This is a genomic window from Ruegeria sp. MALMAid1280 (genome assembly GCF_049195285.1).
Taxonomy (GTDB): Bacteria; Pseudomonadota; Alphaproteobacteria; order Rhodobacterales; family Rhodobacteraceae; genus Ruegeria.
This window is the reverse complement of sequence record NZ_JBMIRT010000059.1, coordinates 936838-955373: the sequence shown is the minus strand read 5'-3', so window position 1 is coordinate 955373 and position 18536 is coordinate 936838. Positions and strand designations below refer to the sequence as shown.

General features: G+C 59.4%; 18 protein-coding genes. 1 reads left to right on the top strand and 17 read right to left on the bottom strand.

Annotation, left to right across the window (positions count from 1 at the left end; all coding sequences use genetic code 11):
- Positions 1 to 21 precede the first annotated feature (21 nt).
- From recG to ACOQFT_RS21600, 4 genes are all read right to left on the bottom strand, one after another.
- A complete protein-coding gene (gene recG / locus ACOQFT_RS21615; protein ID WP_421599890.1) occupies positions 22 to 2112 on the bottom strand; it encodes an ATP-dependent DNA helicase RecG in 2091 nt (696 codons plus the stop codon).
- Positions 2109 to 4235: an NAD-dependent DNA ligase LigA gene (gene ligA / locus ACOQFT_RS21610; RefSeq protein WP_421599889.1), complete on the bottom strand. Its 2127-nt coding sequence runs from the start codon at positions 4233 to 4235 to the stop codon at positions 2109 to 2111. The genes recG and ligA overlap by 4 nt, the downstream gene beginning before the upstream one ends.
- Before the next feature lie 119 nt (positions 4236 to 4354).
- Entirely contained in the window at positions 4355 to 5071 is a 717-nt protein-coding gene (gene ctrA, locus ACOQFT_RS21605; protein WP_421599888.1) for a response regulator transcription factor CtrA, read from the bottom strand.
- A gap of 82 nt (positions 5072 to 5153) precedes the next feature.
- The gene (locus tag ACOQFT_RS21600; RefSeq protein WP_421600081.1) at positions 5154 to 5447 is read right to left on the bottom strand and encodes a DUF1153 domain-containing protein; all 294 of its coding nucleotides are present in this window, start codon (positions 5445 to 5447) and stop codon (positions 5154 to 5156) included.
- Between the two features lie 129 nt (positions 5448 to 5576).
- Here ACOQFT_RS21600 and mnmA point away from each other — a divergent pair, with 129 nt between their 5' ends.
- Complete coding sequence (gene mnmA, locus ACOQFT_RS21595) at positions 5577 to 6722, top strand: tRNA 2-thiouridine(34) synthase MnmA (protein WP_421599887.1); 1146 nt, start codon at positions 5577 to 5579, stop codon at positions 6720 to 6722.
- Here mnmA and ACOQFT_RS21590 read toward each other — a convergent pair.
- The 13 genes from ACOQFT_RS21590 to frr form a co-directional block, all read right to left on the bottom strand.
- Positions 6719 to 7300: a cadmium resistance transporter gene (locus ACOQFT_RS21590; RefSeq protein WP_421599886.1), complete on the bottom strand. Its 582-nt coding sequence runs from the start codon at positions 7298 to 7300 to the stop codon at positions 6719 to 6721. The genes mnmA and ACOQFT_RS21590 overlap by 4 nt on opposite strands.
- Positions 7300 to 8457, bottom strand: coding sequence for a lipid-A-disaccharide synthase (lpxB, locus tag ACOQFT_RS21585; protein ID WP_421599885.1), 1158 nt, complete (start codon positions 8455 to 8457; stop codon positions 7300 to 7302). Before lpxB ends, ACOQFT_RS21590 begins: the two co-directional genes overlap by 1 nt.
- Entirely contained in the window at positions 8457 to 9251 is a 795-nt protein-coding gene (locus tag ACOQFT_RS21580; RefSeq protein ID WP_421599884.1) for an LpxI family protein, read from the bottom strand. The genes lpxB and ACOQFT_RS21580 overlap by 1 nt, the downstream gene beginning before the upstream one ends.
- A 4-nt stretch (positions 9252 to 9255) precedes the next feature.
- Entirely contained in the window at positions 9256 to 10041 is a 786-nt protein-coding gene (lpxA, locus tag ACOQFT_RS21575) for an acyl-ACP--UDP-N-acetylglucosamine O-acyltransferase (RefSeq protein ID WP_421599883.1), read from the bottom strand.
- Entirely contained in the window at positions 10038 to 10511 is a 474-nt protein-coding gene (gene fabZ, locus ACOQFT_RS21570; protein ID WP_170398715.1) for a 3-hydroxyacyl-ACP dehydratase FabZ, read from the bottom strand. Before fabZ ends, lpxA begins: the two co-directional genes overlap by 4 nt.
- A 71-nt stretch (positions 10512 to 10582) precedes the next feature.
- Positions 10583 to 11155, bottom strand: coding sequence for an OmpH family outer membrane protein (locus tag ACOQFT_RS21565; protein WP_421599882.1), 573 nt, complete (start codon positions 11153 to 11155; stop codon positions 10583 to 10585).
- A gap of 18 nt (positions 11156 to 11173) precedes the next feature.
- On the bottom strand, positions 11174 to 13534 hold the full coding sequence (bamA, locus tag ACOQFT_RS21560) for an outer membrane protein assembly factor BamA (RefSeq protein WP_421599881.1): 2361 nt from the start codon (positions 13532 to 13534) through the stop codon (positions 11174 to 11176).
- Positions 13535 to 13663: 129 nt separating this feature from the next.
- Positions 13664 to 13792, bottom strand: a complete 129-nt coding sequence (locus ACOQFT_RS21555; RefSeq protein WP_421599880.1) for a hypothetical protein — start codon at positions 13790 to 13792, stop codon at positions 13664 to 13666.
- A gap of 90 nt (positions 13793 to 13882) precedes the next feature.
- Positions 13883 to 15235, bottom strand: coding sequence for an RIP metalloprotease RseP (gene rseP / locus ACOQFT_RS21550; RefSeq protein ID WP_421599879.1), 1353 nt, complete (start codon positions 15233 to 15235; stop codon positions 13883 to 13885).
- A 4-nt stretch (positions 15236 to 15239) separates the two neighbouring features.
- On the bottom strand, positions 15240 to 16412 hold the full coding sequence (gene dxr, locus ACOQFT_RS21545) for a 1-deoxy-D-xylulose-5-phosphate reductoisomerase (RefSeq protein WP_421599878.1): 1173 nt from the start codon (positions 16410 to 16412) through the stop codon (positions 15240 to 15242).
- On the bottom strand, positions 16412 to 17194 hold the full coding sequence (locus tag ACOQFT_RS21540; protein ID WP_421599877.1) for a phosphatidate cytidylyltransferase: 783 nt from the start codon (positions 17192 to 17194) through the stop codon (positions 16412 to 16414). The genes dxr and ACOQFT_RS21540 overlap by 1 nt, the downstream gene beginning before the upstream one ends.
- A complete protein-coding gene (locus ACOQFT_RS21535) occupies positions 17191 to 17922 on the bottom strand; it encodes an isoprenyl transferase (RefSeq protein ID WP_170398697.1) in 732 nt (243 codons plus the stop codon). The genes ACOQFT_RS21540 and ACOQFT_RS21535 overlap by 4 nt, the downstream gene beginning before the upstream one ends.
- 9 nt (positions 17923 to 17931) lie before the next feature.
- On the bottom strand, positions 17932 to 18495 hold the full coding sequence (gene frr / locus ACOQFT_RS21530; protein WP_421599876.1) for a ribosome recycling factor: 564 nt from the start codon (positions 18493 to 18495) through the stop codon (positions 17932 to 17934).
- Between the last annotated feature and the right edge of the window lie 41 nt (positions 18496 to 18536).

Genomic DNA, 18536 nt, shown 5'->3' with positions numbered 1-18536 from the left:
GAACTTACGGGAACAAAGACCCTAACCCACTGAAATCAAACGGATTGCCTGATCCTGTTTCATCAACCATAAAAGAACACGTGCCGCCTGACCCCGGTCCGATTTCAATTGCGGGTCAGCCGACAGCAGCGCGCGGGCGTCGGTTTGAGCAATGGCCATCAATCCGGCCTGCCGTTCAAGATCCGCGATCCGGAATTTCGGCAGCCCGGACTGCGCCGTGCCGATCAGGTCACCCGCACCGCGCATTTGCAGGTCGGTTTCCGAGATTCTAAACCCGTCTTCGGTTTCGCGCAGCACCTCTAGCCGTTTCCGCCCGCCTTCGCTGAGCGGCGGTTGGTACATCAGCAGACAGGTGGAATCCGCCTCGCCCCGTCCAACACGGCCGCGAAGTTGGTGCAGTTGCGCCAGGCCGAATATCTCGGCCCGTTCGATCACCATGATCGAGGCATTGGGAACGTTGACTCCGACCTCAATCACCGTCGTGGCAACCAGAACCTTAGTCTGCCCCTCCTGAAACGCTTTCATCGCGGAATCTTTGTCAGCCGAAGGCATTTGGCCATGCACCAACCCGACCGTGCCTTCGCCCAGTATTGCGCGCAGGCGTTTGAACCGCTCCTCAGCCGCCGTCAAATCCGACACCTCGGACTCATCGACCAGAGGACAGACCCAATAGCACTGACGCCCTTCGTCGATGGCACGGCGCAGATGAGAAACGACCTCTTCCATACGTTCGGTGCTGACAATGGCCGTCTTGATCGGTTTCCGACCCGGCGGTTTTTCATCAAGCACGGAGACATCCATATCGCCGTACTGCGCCAGCGCCAGGCTGCGGGGGATCGGCGTGGCCGTCATGACCAAAACATCCGCCCCCTGCCCTTTATCGGACAACTCCATTCGCTGCCTGACACCGAACCGGTGTTGTTCATCAACGATGGCAAGGCGCAGTGCGCGGAACTCCACATCGCTTTGGAACACGGCGTGGGTGCCGACCAGAATGTGAATATCGCCGTTCTTCAGTGCCGCCAGCTTGGCGCGGCGCTCAGCCCCTTTGTCGCGGCCGGTGAGAATATCCAGAACAACGCCGGCTTCTTCTGCCAAAGACCGCAGCCCTTCCAGATGTTGCCGGGCCAAAATCTCGGTCGGGGCCATCATGACACCCTGCCCGCCCGCTTCGACCGCGACAAGCAGCGCCATGAACGCCACCAGTGTTTTTCCCGCGCCGACGTCACCCTGCAGCAACCGGTTCATCCGCGCATCCGAGGCCATGTCGCCAGCAATGTCGTCAATCGCCCGCAACTGCGCGCCGGTGGGCTGATACGGAAGGTTGGCCAGTACCTTGGCCTGCAACGTTCCGGTTCCGACACTGACAATGCCGCGGGCCTTCCGTTCTCGCTGCCGCGCCAGAGCCAATGTCAGTTGATGCGCAAAAAGCTCATCATAAGCCAGACGCTCGCGCGCGGGCGCATGAGCGGCAACATCGTCCGCCCCTTGTGGACTATGCGCCGCCGCAATTGCAGCAGACCAATCTGACCACCCCTGTTTCGACACCAGAGCTGGATCGATCCATTCCTTCAAGCCCGGCGCACGTGCCAAGGCACTGCGCGCGGCCTTGTAGGCCGTCTTTTGCGTGATCCCCTGTGTCAGATGATACACAGGTTCAAAGTCGAGAATGTCTTGCGCCTCTTCCACCGGCAGTATGTGATCTGGGTGAACCATCTGCGCCATGCCATCGAACAGCTCAAGCTTGCCCGAGATCACACGACGAGAACCCTGCGGCAGAACCCGTTTCAAATAGTCGCCGCGCGCATGGAAGAACACCAGTTGGAAATCTGCTTGGCTATCCTCGACATGAATCCGGTACGCGCCGCCCTTGTTGCGGGGTGGCCGGTGTGCGCCAACGGTCACCTCGACCGTCAGGGTTGTGGGCAGATCGGCGCCCTGAATGGTGTCACGTCGCCTGCGGTCAATGACGGCATACGGCAGGCCGAACAAAACGTCACGCGGTGAGTCCGTGCCCGCCTGCGTCAGAACCTGCGCCGTTTTCGGGCCCACGCCGTCCAGCGTTTCAAGACCCGCGAACAACGGGAATAACTGTTCGGGACGTCCGCTCATACGGTGCCGATCAGCTGCAGCCAGCCATCCTCATCCAGCGTTTCAATCCCTAAATCAGCGGCCTTTTGCGCTTTGGACCCTGCCCCCGGACCAGCCACCAGAATATCGGTCTTTTTGCTGACCGAGCCCGAGACTTTGGCGCCCAAGGCCTCGGCGCGGGCCTTGGCTTCGGCACGGGTCATCTTTTCCAGCGTGCCCGTGAAGACGACGGTCTTGCCCGCAACCGGACTGCCGGTGGTGTCCGGGCGTTTCGCCTCCTGAACCTCCAATTGGGCAACAAGCGCGTCGATACTGGCGCGTTCAGCCTCTTGGGCGAAAGCAGACACGAGGGCGCGGGCCATGATTTCACCAACGCCATCAACACTAAGCAGATCTTCCCACTCCGGCCCTTCGAAACCAGCCGCGGCGGTCACTGCGCCTTCAAAGTCGGGCCAAGTGCCGTAATGGGTGGCAATCAGATTCGAAGCCGCCTCGCCCATATGCCGGATGCCCAACGCAAACAGCAACCGACCAAACGGTATCTTGCGCTTTTCATCAATCGCGGCCCACAGGTTGCCGACACTTTGTGCACCCCACCCTTTGCGGTTGGCCAGCTTGTTCAAGTTCGCTGCGTCACGCGTCTGCAAAGTGAAAATATCGACCGGAGTTCTGACCGGCAGGTCAGGGTCGTCATAGAACATCTCGATCTGTTTTGCGCCCAGGCCTTCGATGTCGAAAGCCTTGCGCGAGACAAAATGCCTGAGCTTTTCGACCGCCTGCGCCGGACAGATCATGCCTCCGGTACAGCGCCGGACGGCGTCACCTTCTTCGCGCACCGCATCGCTGCTGCATTCGGGGCAGGTTGTGGGAAAGTCGAAAGGCGCGGCGCCATCGGGGCGCTTTGAAATGTCCACATCCGCCAGTTTGGGGATCACGTCACCGGCGCGGTAGACCTGCACCCAATCGCCGACGCGGATGTCCTTGCCGTCGCGAATCGTACCGCCCTTTGCATCGCGGCCAGCGATGTAATCCTCGTTATGCAGCGTGGCGTTCGACACGACCACTCCGCCGACGGTCACCGGGTGCAGACGGGCTACCGGGCTAAGCGCGCCGGTCCGGCCAACCTGAATGTCAATCGCTTCCAGCCGGGTCCAGGCCAGTTCAGCCGGAAACTTATGCGCGATCGCCCAGCGAGGGGTCGTGGACCGGAACCCCAGCCGCGCTTGCAAGGACAGGTCATTCACTTTGTAAACAACACCGTCGATGTCATAGCCAAGCGTTGACCGCTGAACCTCGATATCCCGATAGTGGTCCAACATCTGCCCGGTGTCTTCACAGAGCCGGGTCAACGGGTTGGTGGCAAACCCAAAGGCGCGCAACCGATCAATTGCACCAATTTGGGTGTCCGACAGCGGTTCGGAGACTTCGCCCCACGCGTAGGCGAAGAACTTCAGCGGACGCGAACGCGTGACTTTCGAATCCAGCTGCCGCAAAGACCCCGCCGCCGCGTTTCGCGGGTTGGCAAAGGGCTTTTCACCGGCCTCTTCCTGCCGCGCGTTCAGCTTATCAAAGTCTTCATGCGACATGTAGACCTCCCCACGCACTTCCAAAACCTCAGGTGCATCCGCGATGGACTGAGGAATGTCCGAAATTGTCCGGGCATTGGCGGTGACGTTTTCTCCGACCTCGCCATCGCCGCGGGTGGCGGCCTGAACCAACGTTCCGTTTTCATACCGCAATGACAGCGACAAGCCGTCAATCTTGGGCTCAGCGGTGAAGGACAACGGCTCTGTCTCTTTCAACCCAAGGTACTTCCGGATCGAACGATCAAAGTCCTGAACATCGTCGTTATCAAACGCATTGCCCAGCGACATCATGCGCACGGCGTGGGTGACTTTGGTGAATCCGTCAGCCGGGCGCGCACCTACTTGATCCGAGGGACTGTCGGCCCGTTTCAACTGCGGGAAACGCGCTTCAATCTCGGCGTTTCGACGTTTGAGCGTATCATAGTCTGCGTCGGAAATATCGGGCGCGTCTTGGGTGTGATACTGCGTGTTTGCCCGAGACAATTGCTCGGCCAAATGCGCCAGTTCCGCCCGCGCGGCCTCTTCAGTCAGGTCAGATACCGGAATCACTTTGCTCATGGCCTCGCCCTGTCACGTATTCTTGGACCTCAGTGATAGGGCGAGGTCATGGTCAGGTCCAGATGTGCTGTTCAGTGAGTGAGGGAGGCTGCCCCGGACCGCAGGCGACCGTTTTCAGTTCAAGCGCCGACGGCCATCCGTGTTTCGTCAACGCTGTTGCTTTGCGGATCGCGCAGGACATAGCCCCTGCCCCAAACGGTATCGATATAATTATCGCCGCCGGTCGCATTGCTGAGCTTTTTGCGCAGTTTGCAGATGAATACGTCGATGATCTTCAGCTCGGGTTCATCCATGCCGCCATAGAGGTGGTTCAGAAACATCTCTTTGGTCAGCGTCGTGCCCTTGCGCAGGCTCAGCAGTTCCAGCATCTGGTATTCCTTGCCGGTCAGATGCACCGCCTTGCCTTCGACCTCAACCGTTTTGGCGTCCAGGTTCACGGCCACACGTCCGGTGTGGATGATCGATTGCGAATGCCCTTTCGAGCGGCGGATGATGGCGTGGATACGGGCCACCAGTTCCTCGCGGTGGAACGGTTTGGTCATGTAGTCATCGGCACCGAAACCGAAACCCTTGATCTTGCTTTCCGTATCATCCGCGCCCGACAGGATCAGAATCGGCGTTTCCACCCGCGCAATGCGCAACTGGCGCAACACTTCATGTCCGTTCATGTCCGGCAGGTTCAGGTCCAGCAGGATCAGATCGTAATCGTAAAGTTTCGCCAGATCGATGCCTTCCTCGCCGAGGTCCGTTGCATAGACGTTGAGGTTGGCGTGCGTCAGCATCAGCTCGATGCTTTTCGACGTGGTCGGATCATCCTCGACAAGAAGTATACGCATTTACTGCTCCAATTCGGTCAATTTACCAATTTCAAATTGAGCCTGCTCAAAAATGGTTAATCTGACGTTACCGTTGAATCGTTTATTCACTTTCATCTTTAGGTTGTCGATATTTTTTTAGCGCTGTGACCTTCAGAGCGTCCGTTCCGTGCTCTGCAACCGCCGAAACCCATGCGTTGAACTCCTCATCACTCAGCCCATAGCGCTTTTTGGCGTCCGACAGCGTGATCAACCCGTAAATCACGCCCCGAACGACAATCGCCTTGCGCGAGGCCACCCATCGCGTCGTATCCTCTGGCGGCAGATCGGCGCGCGATAAAACCGTTCCATCCGGCAGGGTTACGGACCTTGGTCCTTCTACTTTGTGCAAATACATCTCTCGGTCCTCTTCGTGCTGCGACAAAGCTGACACCAGCCTACTTAATGCAGGGTGAAACCGCCCCTTGAGAGTGTGTAGAATTTTCCTATATTCTGCCGGTCTTTCTTAACCCGCACTGGAATCGTCATGGCCCTCGATACCGAGACACCGCTGAACTCGCTTGGCTTTGCCAAACCCCCGTCGGAAACGCGGGTGGTTGTGGCCATGTCCGGCGGCGTGGACAGTTCCGTTGTTGCCGCCCATTTGGCTGATGAGGGCTATGACGTGGTGGGCGTGACGCTTCAACTGTACGACCACGGGGCTGCCTTGGCCAAGAAAGGCGCCTGTTGCGCGGGGATCGATATCCATGACGCGCGCCGCGTGGCCGAAGAACGTGGATTCCCGCACTACGTTCTGGATTACGAAAATATCTTCAAGGATGCGGTGATCGACGAGTTTGCCGACAGCTATCTGGCTGGCGCAACTCCTGTCCCTTGCATCCGCTGCAACGAACGGGTGAAATTCAAGGACCTGCTGGAAACCGCCAAAGACCTTGAGGCCGACTGCATGGCTACCGGTCACTACATTCAGCGCAAGATGGGCCCCAAAGGCCCGGAACTGCACAGCGCCGAGGATGCGAACCGGGATCAGTCCTATTTCCTGTTCTCGACCACGCCCGAGCAGTTGGACTTTCTGCGGTTCCCTCTGGGTCACCTGCCCTCAAAAGACGCCACCCGCGAGATGGCGGCGCAATATGGGCTGGCCGTGGCCGATAAGCCCGACAGTCAGGACATCTGCTTCGTTCCCGATGGCAACTATGCCAGCGTGATCGAGAAACTGCGCCCTGGTGCTGCGGAACCCGGTGAGATCGTGCACGCCGATGGCCGTGTCTTGGCGCATCACAACGGCGTCATCCATTACACGATCGGGCAGCGCCGCGGTCTGGGCATCGGTGGCCTCAGCGAGCCGCTTTATGTGGTCAAGCTGGACGTCGACAAGAAACAGGTCGTCGTTGGGCCCAAAGACATGCTGGCCACACGCACCATTCCGGTGCGTGAGATCAACTGGCTGGGCGACGAGCCGTTCACCTCGCGCGATGAGTGGCATGTGACGGTCAAGGTCCGCTCGACCCGTCCCCCGCGTGAGGCAATCATCCGGCCCCTGTCCGACACCACGGCCGAGGTTGAACTGCTGACGCCCGAGGAAGGTGTTTCGCCCGGTCAGGCCTGCGTTTTCTATGCCTCGGAAGGCAGCCGCATCTTTGGCGGCGGCTGGATCTGGCGCGGTTACTAAACCGCGTCCGTCCACGAATTGCTGAGGATATAAAGCCCGGCGCAGATCATGACATAGGGCACCAGACGCTCCAACCGCCGGGCCAAAGCACCGCTCATGAACGGGGCTTTTGATCCAAGCAAAGCAACCGTGGCCAGACTGGCCGCAGCAAACACTGCACCGATCACGCCCGCAGTCCGAAAGCTGGGGGCTGAATCCGCCAACAGCGGCGCCAGAACCGCAAAGGTGTCCATTGACAGGCTGATAAACAGCAACGTGACCATGATCACCGACGCTCCGGTATCCAGGTTGGGGTTTGGCGCGGTTTCTTTCCCGCTTTTCCTCCGGATCAGAGCCAGAATGCCAAGGCCCAGCGGGATCACCCCCAGATACCCGGCCCAATGCGGCACCACATCTTCGACCCCCATCGCCAGCAAAAGCGCCGCACCGATCACGATCATCTGTGCCATCAGGAACCCAAAGATCGACCGCTTTGCCCCCGAGACCACCGTCAGCGCCAGAAGCGCCGCCAGATTGTCCAGATTGGTCATGATCTGAGCCATAAAGGCCGACAGACCAAAAAGCGCAAAGTCCAGCATCACGCGCTCATCCGGGACAGAACCGCTTTGGCCGCCCGCAGTCCGGGCGCTTCGCCGCCGCGTCCCAGACGCTCCATCGTTGTCACCATGGCCTCGCGCTGCGCATTCGGGTGCACAGCTACTTGTGAGAGGGCATCGGCGATCTTGTCCGGCTGGCAGTCGTCCAGCAGACATTCGGGAACGGTACGGGTCTCGGACACCAGATTGACCAGCGTCACCGTATCCAGCTTGACCATGCGCTTGGCGATCCGGGTCGTAAGCCAGTTGAGGTTATAGGCAATCACCATCGGCGTTGCCTGCGCGGCCAATTCCAGCGAAACGGTCCCCGACGCCGCCAGCGCCAGATCAGCCGTTGCAAAGGCAGCCCGCTTTTGCGCAACCGCTTGGTCCGAGGGGATGTTGCGCGGATCGACCACCACCGGTTTGCCCGGCCAGCTTTGCACATGTTGAGCAACGGTATCGACCATATGCGCCACCGCTGGCACCACGACTCGCACGTCCGGCCGGTCTTGCAGGTAACGCCGCAACGCCGCGCCAAAGATCGGGGCCAGACGCTCGACCTCGCCCCTGCGCGAACCGGGCAGCGTCAATAAAATCGGTGCGTCGCCAAGATCATGGGTGGCGCGGAACGTGCGGATATCGTCTTTGGTCGCGACCGGCTCAGTGGCAACCGGGTGGCCGACGAAATCGCATTCCATGCCGGCGCGTTCCATATAGGGTGGCTCGAATGGCAGCAGCGCCAGAACGTGATCGATCACCTTGGCCATCTTGTCGGCCCGACCCGGACGCCACGCCCAAACACTGGGGGCGACGTAATGCACGGTTCGAATATCGCTCTGTGCCTTGACGATCTTGGCCACACGCAGTGAGAAATCGGGGCTGTCTATGGTGATCAGTACATCCGGTTGCGTGTCCAGAACCGCATTCGCGGTCTCGGCAATCCGGCGTTTGAGGTGAAAGAACTTGGGCAGAACCTCGACCAGCCCCATCACCGAAAGTTCGGACATTGGAAAGCGGCTTTCCAAGCCCTGTGCCTGCATCAACGGCCCGCCAACGCCGTCAAACTGCACATCGGGAACGAGGGTTCGAAGCCCCTCCATCAGCGCGCCGCCCAAACGGTCGCCCGACGGTTCTCCGGCGACCAGAAACACCCGCATCAGCTGGCCCGCTCGCGCACGTAGAGGAACAGGCCAAGGCGGTTGCACTCATCAATGACCCGATCCTGCTGCAAGACGATCACGCCGCCTTTTTCGATCACTATACCCGCGAGGCCAGCGGCTACGGCACCTGAAACGGTACCCGGCCCGATGGTCGGCAAGTCCGCCCGACGATCCTGATCGGGTTTCGGGGCTTTGAACAGAACCCCGCCACCGGCATCGGGCCGCTGGGTCAGAGATTGCAGCATCCAGTCGGTGCCAAAGATGCTTTCGACCGCCAGTGCCTGCCCTTTGGACACGGCGCAGGCCTGCCCGATATCCGCGGCCCCCATGGCCCGCATGATACCGGCGGCCCGATCCACATCTGCCAGATCAGCCTCAGACGGTTGCGCTTCGGTCAGGCATCCAAGCTGCGGCAGCAACGTGGGTGCAATCTCATGGGCCGCGCGAACGGTCAGGCCGGATTCTTCGAAAATGCCGATCACGGCACGCAGGGCGCCGTCATCGCCGGACATGAGCGCCTGTTGCAGCACCGGCACCAGCGGCATCGTCGCCGCGTCAATGCGCGACGGATCAATCACCGGTCGCCGGACCGCGCCTGCCAGGCAGATCCCGGTCACTCCACGGGCTTTCAGATCACCAATGAAACTGCCCAGCTGTTCCAGCGGAAACACGATATCTGCCGTCAGAGTGTCGGGCGTGAACCCCTCCATCGCGCAGATCACCGGACGATCGGCAAGGTGTTGCACCACTTCGCCCGGCAAGGCACCTGTTCCAGCAATCAGCGCCAGCATCGGTTTACTTCCTCGGTGTCAGGAAAGAGCGATCCGACTCTCCGGTCACGAAATCCACGATCTGCTGCACGTATTCGCTTTCGTTTTCGGCCCCCACCCGATGAGCGCGCTCCATGAACGTCCCCTCGCCCGAAGACAATTCGCGGAACGCGGCCCGCAGGGCCGCGATATCCTCGCGCGAAACACCGCGCCGCTTGAGACCCACCAGATTCAGACCGTCCAACTCACCCCGAGGGGCCTGAACCAGACCGTAAGGGATCACATCATTGGCCACCATCGTCAGCGCGCCGATGATCGCACCACGACCCACGCGCACCCATTGATGCAGCCCCGAGATGCCGCCGACGATCACGTCGTCCTCGATGACACAATGACCGGCCGCACCGGCATGGTTCACCATGATCACCCGGTTGCCGATCTGTACATCATGCGCCACGTGCACACCGGCCATCAGCAGGCAATCATCGCCGATCCGGGTCACACCACCACCACCTTCGGTGCCGGTGTTCACCGTCACATGCTCGCGGATGCGGTTGCGCTTGCCGATCTCCAGCCGCGTGTCTTCGCCGCCGAACTTCAGATCCTGCGGAATCTCTCCGATCACCGAGAAGTTGAAGATCACGGTTTCATCACCAACCGAGGTATCCCCGGTCACGACAACATGCGATTTCAGCTCAACCCGCTCGCCCAGCTTGACCTGCGCACCCACATAGCAGAATGGCCCGATGATGCAGCCTTCACCGACCTGCGCACCGTCTTCGATAATTGCGCTTGGGTGGATGCCGCTCATGTTGTTTTTTCCATGTCCCAGTCGACATAGGCCGAGAATTCGGCCTCGGCCGCGATCTCGCCTTCAACGGTCGCTTTGCCGCTGAACTTGAAAATCTTGCCGCCCTTCTTGCCGCGCACGGTTTCGACATGCATCTCAAGCACGTCGCCCGGAATCACCTTGCGGCGGAATTTGCACTTGTCGATATTCATGAAATAGATCAGCAGTTCGCTGTCGATCACGTCCATGCCGACGCCCAGCATCACGCCTGCGGTTTGCGCCATCGCCTCGACAATGGTGACGCCCGGCATGATCGGAGTGCCCGGAAAATGGCCTTGGAAATGCGGCTCGTTCATGGTGACGTTCTTGATGCCAACCGCCGACTGATAGCCCGAGATATCAACCACCTTGTCGACCAGCAGAAACGGATAGCGATGCGGCAAGATCCGCTGGATCAGCTGAATATCGGCGCTTTTGGTTTCCGTGCTCATAGTGTCGTCGTCCCGTAATGGATTTCTGTTTGCGGCGTGGTAGCAATACCGCGCCGTAAGGGCAAGCAAACCTATTCGCTGGCCTCGCTTTCGACAGAGCTGCCATCGCCGATCACCGCGTCGATCCGGCTGATGGCCGCATCGGTGATGTCGGTACGGTCCGAGCTGAGAAAGACGCTGGATCGTTCAATGATAATCGAAGCGCCGGATTCGCGCAGTAGATCAATCAAAACCGGCTGCACCAGTTCAAAGAACATTTGACGTGCCTCTTCACTGCGTCGCGCCAAAGCGTCCAGTTTGGCGCGCTGCCCTTCACGGTGGGATTGGACCTTTTCGTCAAACGCATCGGCCAGCGGGCGGAAATCATCCGCTGTCATGGTGGCGCGGCGTTCAGTCAAAAGCTTTTCTTCCCGGCTCAGCTCGGCCACGATCCGTTCGTTTTCCTCACCCAGCAGGATACCCTCGGCCTCGATCTCGCTCAGGATACGCCGACCAAAGGCCGAGTCAGAAAACAACCGCTCGCTGGACAGGGTCACAACGCTGCTTTTCGGTGCGCCCAGTTGCTGCGCCACGGTCGGGGCTGCACAGGCAAAGGCCAGAAAAGCACACAGGGCCCAAAAAGGGCCCTGCAGTTTCATGAACATACGTTTCACCATTCAGGATCAGAACCGGGCCTGAACCGTCAGGTCAAAGTTCTGCTCCTTGTCGAAGTCCTCTTTTTTCAACGCTTTCGAGAAGTTGAAACGCAGCGGACCGAACGGTGTTTCCCACAGAACCGATACACCGATCACGTGACGGATCGAGCCGTCTTCGCCAACGATGTCCGCGCCTGCGGTGTTCACGTCATTGAGATTGTAGAGGTTACCGAAGTCATAGAACACGCCACCGCGCAGACCCAGCTCTTCGGGCAGGCCCAGCGGGAAGTCCGATTCAAGACGTCCAACCCAATAGTAGTTGCCCCCGATCGCGTCATCCTGACCGTTCGACAAATCGCGCGGGCCGATACCCGCAGGCTCGAACCCGCGGAAGACGTTCGGTCCCAGAACAAAGCGGTCGATAGTGCGGCTGAAGTCATCGCCGCGCCAGTGCAACGCACCCACTTCGAGGGATGCACGCAGCACAACCTCCTCGTTCCAAACGCGGGTCTGGGCGATACCGCGGGCGGTGGTCTTGTAGAACTCATTGTCTCCACCCAGACCGGCCGCATCGATACCGGCTTCGAACAGTACACCTGCGTTCGGGTTCAGACCGCCGAGACGGCTGTCATATACGTAGGACACGCCCAAGGAACTGGTCGAACGCTCCCCCTGGTCGATTTCCGAAGAAATGACAGCGCCGTTGACCTCATCATCCTGCTGGGTCATTTCGCTGTTTTCCCAACCGTAACGCAACCGCAGCGACGACAACTCGCCAATGGCGTAGCTCAGCTGGGGCCGAAAGAACAGTGTCTCGGTGTCATAGCTGGCAAAGCTCGAGTTGGTCGACGACAGGCCAAGCCCCAGATCAAAGCGCAGTTTGCGCCCCAAAAGATAGGGTTCGGTGAAGTTCAGCGTGTACTGCTCGGCATCCTGCGCAGTCGACAGGGTCAGTCCAACCGTCTGACCGCGCCCAAGGAAGTTGGTTTCCCGCAGCCCGATCGCGATCCCGAAACCGTCGGAAACCGAGTAGCTACCACCTAGGCTCAGCGAGCCGGTCGGTTGCTCTTCGACGTCAACGTCCACAATCACCTGGCTGGGCGTAGACCCTTCACGCGGCTCGACATCCGCCACCGCAAAGAACCCCAGCGCACGAATACGTTCGGCAGCCTGACGGATTTCGCGCGGGTTGAAGGGGTCGCCTTCGACCGTGTCGAACTGACGGCGGATCACGCGGTCCAGCGTCGTTGTGTTGCCTTCGATATCGATCCGCTCGACAAAGATACGCGGTCCGCGGGTCAGGACAAACTGAACATTCAGCGTCAGATCACGCGCATTGCGGGTGACGCGCGGTTCGACCCGCAGAAAATCAACTCCTTGCTTGATTCCCAATCGCTCCATCCGGGCAATCGAGTTTTCCACCAGAGACGGCGAATAGATCACGCCCGGCCGGATTTTCAGCGCAGCCTGGTACGGAGCCGGGTCTACGCCCGGAATTTCGCTGACCGTGCTGATTTGACCGAACGAGAACTTCTGCCCTTCGGTGATGTTCATCACCAGGAAAAAGGCGTCCCGTTCGCGGGTGAACTCGACGTTCGCGCTATTGATTCGGAAGTCCACATAGCCGCGGGACAGATAGAAATCCCGAATGACCTGCTTGTCGAATTCGATCCGGTCGGCAATGAAAGTATCACCGCGCAGGAAAGTTCGCAGAACGTTGGCTTGCTTGGTTTCCAGAACCCGGCGCAGGCGGCGGTCTGAATAAGCGCGGTTGCCGACAAAGCTGACGCGCTCAACCTCGATCGTGGTGCCTTCGGCGACTTCGAAAACCAGATCGACCCGGTTGTCGCTGCGGCGGATGATGCGCGGGATGACCGTAGCAGACACCCGCCCTTGCGACGAGTAGATTTCGGCGATCAGATCCGCGTCCGTTTCCGCAACCTGGGGCGTGAAAACACGCCGCGGCTGCGAGGTGATCGCCTCGAGCAGCACGTCATCCTTGACCCGCTGGTTCCCCTCGATGCTGATCTGGTTGATGGTCGGATATTCCTCGACCTCGATCAGCAGCGTATTGCCGCGCGGGGTCAGTTCGACTGTCTCAAAAACACCACTGTCAAGCAAACGCTGATAGGCATCGTTCAACTGACCGGCGGTTACCGACTGGCCCGGTTCGATACCGGTTCGTGCGATAATGGTCGAAGTTTCGATGCGTCGGTTGCCTTCGACGTCAAAGGAATTGATGACAAAGGTCTGCGCCCATGCTGCCTGCGGTGCAGGCAGGAAACTTACCAATGTCAGAAGGAAAATAAACGTTAGTGACCGCCACAAAATCTTGTTTTCCGGCTTTTGTCCCCCGCAGGATGTGCCCGCGCCTCGCCTATGAGTCATACTTTTCACTACCCAATTTTTTTTGGACTTTATAGCTGAGTAGCGAGATTATTAATTCTTGTCAAAAGACCAAAAAAGAAAGCGGCCGCTTGGGCCGCCTCGTGTGGTTTTCACAACAGGTGATGAGAATCACATGGTGATCAGGTAGGCCCAACCGCCCATCGCGACTGCGGTCGCGCCAAAAAACAGCAGCATGTCCCAGTTCAACACGAACAAGTATCGAACACTTTCGGCTGATTTACGCAGGGCTTTAGACATCACAACCTCTGACACGGTTAACATTCCGGCCAGAAACCTACGCCCGAATTGAGGCGGAATTGCGGCTTTTCCATGCGCGCTGCGCCACAATCAGCAGAACAGGTCATTCGTCAGCGAAAAGATCATCAACCCCAGGATCAGTGATACGCCGACCCCCATCAGCACCCCCAGAACCTTGTCGCTGGGCGGTTTGCCCGTGACGGCTTCATAGGCGTAGAAAACCAGATGGCCGCCATCCAGCGCCGGAATCGGAAACAGGTTCAGCAGCCCAACAGCGGTCGACAGAACCGCGATGAAGAAGATAAAGCTCTGCGCTCCCTGACTGGCCATTGCGCCCGAAGTTTCGGCGATACCGATAGGACCGGACATGTTGCAGGTACTGATCGCGCCGGTGATCATGTGCCAGACGCCTGACAGCGACCCGTCAATGATACGCCAGGTCTGCTGTACGCCGCCGGACAGCGAGTCCACAAGGCCCGCCGGTTCCGTTGCCGGCTCCAGAGCCATGCCACCGACGATTCCGATACGCCAATGGGTCACGAATCCGCCTTCGGGTTGCGGCTCGTCGGTGCGGCGGGGAGCCAGCGCGAATTCAAGCTCGGCCCCGTCGCGCCAGACATCCAGCAGCAGGACCTTACCGTCCGAGCCTTCCACATGTTCCTTGAGCTGTCCGAAGGCAAAAACCGGCTCACCGTTGATCGCCGTGATGACATCGCCGGATTTGAGGTCTATATCCATTGCGGCGCTACGCGGAGCAACCTGCTGGATCAGCGGTGGAAACAGCCAGGGGCCGGACACATCCATCGTCTGCCCGTCGCGGATTACCGTGTAATCCAGCGCGGCCTCAACCGGCAGCGCGTCGGTGAAATCGGACCAGGCCCCCTGCTGACCAAAATCAGGCACCGTGATGCCCGCGATGGCCACGATCTCATCACCGTCCTGCAATTGCTGTGCCGTCCCGGGCAAAGGATACAGCTTGCCAACAGTCAAAGGTTCCCGGGTCACGCCCTGAGAAAAGAAAATCAGGCCGAACACCAGGATGGACATCACAAAGTTGAACGCCGGGCCTGCGGCAACCGTGGCTGCCCGCGCCCACAGGGGCGCGCCATGCATGGTACGGCGCAGCTCTTCGGGGCTTTGCTTGGTGATTTCCTGCATCGCCTCTTCGTCCTTGCCGGACGCGGCGTTTGAATCGCCCAGAAACTTGACATAGCCGCCAAATGGCAGCGCGGCGATCTGCCAGCGGGTGCCGCGCTTGTCGACCCGGCTCCACAGCACCGGACCAAACCCGATAGAGAAAACCTCGGCATGGATGCCGGACCACCGACCCACGATATAGTGGCCGTATTCATGCACCGCGACAATAACGGACAGCGCAATCACAAAGGCAAAGATGGTATACAGCAGGTTGCCGAATTGAGGGATCAGAGAGATTAAGTCCAAGTTTTTATCCTGCTGACTGGATGGCGGCCTCGTCGGCCCACTTACGTGCCAAATGGTCCGTTTGCAGCACGTTATCAAGGTCTAATGCGGCATCAAGAAGGCCGTCTGCAACCTCGAATCTGTTCAGAACGGTTTCAACAATATCAGCCATCTCAAGAAAGCCGACACGACGCGCGATAAAGTGATCCAGGGCGCGCTCCTTGGCGGCGTTGAAGACGGCACCAAACAGGCCGCCCCGCTGCATCACATTGCGGGCCAGACGCAAGGCCGGATAGCGTGCTTCGTCCGGTTCCTGAAACCGCAACTGGCCCAGTTTGGCAAGGTTCAGGCGTTCGACCGGCAGGTCGCGCCGTTCGGGCCAGTGCAAAGCATAGCCGATCGCGTGACGCATGTCCGGCGCGCCCATATGCGCCATGACCGCCCCGTCATTGAACCCGACCAGCGAATGCACGATGGATTCGGGATGGACAAGTACTTCAATCTGATCTGGTGAGACGCCAAAGAACTCTTTGGTTTCAATCAGCTCCAGCGCCTTGTTGAACATCGAAGCGCTGTCGATTGTGATCCGCTGTCCCATGTTCCAGTTCGGATGGTTCGAGGCCTGCTCGACCGTGGCACTGGCCAGATCGCTCAGCGGCCAGTCGCGGAAGGCGCCACCGCTGGCGGTGATGATGATCCGCTCGACAGCGTCCATATCCTCACCGACCAGAGCCTGAAACACCGCCGAATGTTCGCTGTCGACCGGCAGGAGACGTGCGTTATGCTTCCGCGCGGTTTCCAACACCAAAGCCCCGGCGCAGACCAGCGTTTCCTTGTTGGCCAGCGCCAACGTCGCGCCTTGTTTCAAGGCCTCAAGCCCCGGCGGCAGGCCAGCCGCCCCAACGATTGCAGACATGACCCAATCAACTGGCCGCGCCGCGGCCTCGGTCAAGGCCGTCTGCCCCGCCACGGCCTCGACGCCGCTGCCGGACAATGCGGCGCGCAGATCCTCAAGCCGATCCTCATGCGCGGTCACGGCTACATCAGCATTCAGGCGGCGCGCATCTTCGGCCAGTTTTTTGATATTCGCCCCACCGGTCAGCGCTACAACGTCGTAAGCTGACGGATTCCGGTCGATCAGATCAATGGTGTTCTGCCCGATCGAGCCGGTTGCACCAAAAATCGAGACTTTGCGCATCACATGCCCCCGGGGGAATAGATCAGGCCCGCGATCAGAACAAACAGGGCTGCGCCCATCATGCCATCGAACCGGTCCAGAAAGCCCCCATGGCCCGGGATCAGGTTCGAGCTGTCCTTCACGCCAAACTTCCGCTTGGTTGCGCTTTCTACGATGTCACCGGCTTGGCTGGCCATCGACGCCAGCACCGAGATCACGACAAACATGAAACCGAACCCGGCATGGATGGCGAACATGCCACCAACGATGGCCGCGGCAGCCCATCCGCCGGCGGTGCCGGACCATGTCTTCTTGGGGCTGACCCTGGGCCAGAATTTCGGACCACCAAGGGTTTTTCCAACGAAATATCCAGCCACATCCGTCGCGACCACCACAGAGATCAGCCAGACCATCCAGCCAAAGCCCATATTCTCGCGGATCGAGATGAACCCCAACCCAGCCGCTGCAATCCAGATCGCAAACAGCGCATAGGTCGTCTTGGATCGGCTGATCTGCCCTGCCCCGACCAAAGCCGGAGCAATCAGAACCGGCAATTTGTAAAGCGGCGGCAGATGATAGCTGAGCAGAACCGCGACCCCGGTCAGAATACCAAGCTGCACGGCCGCCCCGGCTTTGTCCGGATCAATCATCCGCACCAGTTCCCAGGTCATCAGACCACAGGCGATCCCGATGAAGGCTTCGAACCACAAGCCGCCCAGCCAGACTTCGACAGAGCCGACAAGGACCAGCACAGCCGCAGAAAGAACTCTTGCGGTCAGGTCAGACCATCGGCCGTCACTCATGCCGGAACTGCTCCGAAGCGGCGTTCACGGGACCCGAAGTTGCGGCACAGCCGCTCCAGCTCGGCCGCGGTGAAGTCGGGCCACAACGTGTCGATGAATTCATATTCAGAATAGGCTGATTGCCACAGAAGGAAATTCGAAATCCGAGCCTCACCACTGGTTCGAATGACCAGATCAGGATCGGGAAGAACGTGCGTGTCCAAATACTTGGGTAGGGTTTCTTCATCCACGTCTTCGGGACGCAAATGCCCTTCGGCCACGTCACGGGCCAGACGTTTGGTGGCGCGCGCGACCTCATCCCGCCCGCCATAATTCAAGGCAACCGTCAGATGAACCAAGTCGTTATCCTTGGTTTCCTCTTCCAGCGTATCCATCAACTCGGTCAGCTTCTTATCAAGCCGCACCCGATCCCCGATAAAGCGCACCCGAATCCCGTTTTTCTTCAGGGTCCGGGTCTCCTTAATGATGTAGCGCCGAAACAGGCTCATCAGCCCTGCGACCTCGGCCTGGGTCCGTTTCCAGTTCTCGGTCGAGAAGGCAAAAACCGTCAGGTACTTGATCCCAAGCCCCGGGCAGGCCTCGACCACTTCGCGCACCCGCCGCGCCCCGGCGTGGTGCCCGAACAGCCTTGGCCGGCCGCGTGCCTGCGCCCAGCGACCGTTCCCGTCCATGATAATAGCGACATGGCGCGGCCCGTTCGCGGGCTCAGTATGTGGGGCGTTGAGCATATCCCGATCTCAGACCTGCATGATCTCGGCCTGCTTGGTCTCAAGCGCGGTGTCAACGGATTTGATCATCTCGTCGGTCAGGTCCTGAACTTCGGTTTCCCAGAACTTCTGATCGTCCTCGGACATGCCGTCGGCCTTGGCCTTCTTAATTTGATCCATCCCGTCGCGGCGAACATTGCGGATCGAAACGCGGGCGTGTTCGGCATATTGGCCGGCAACCTTGCCCAGCTCACGGCGGCGCTCTTCGTTCAATTCGGGAATCGGCAGCATGATGATGGTGCCGTTCAGCTGCGGGTTGATCCCAAGACCGCTTTCACGGATGGCCTTTTCGACCTTGCCGACCAGGCCTTTGTCCCAGACATTGACCGTGACCATACGCGGCTCGGGCACATTGACCGTTCCTACCTGATTGATCGGCGTCATCGATCCATACGCATCGACCATGACCGGCTCCAGCATCGAGGCCGACGCCCGCCCGGTTCGAAGCGAGGCAAATTCGGTTCTGAGATTGGACATGGCGCCTTCCATGCGCCGTTTCAAATCATCGGTATCCAGTTCGAAATCGTCAGACATGCTGCTCACTCCCCGTCTTCAGGTGCTGTTTGCATGGCTCA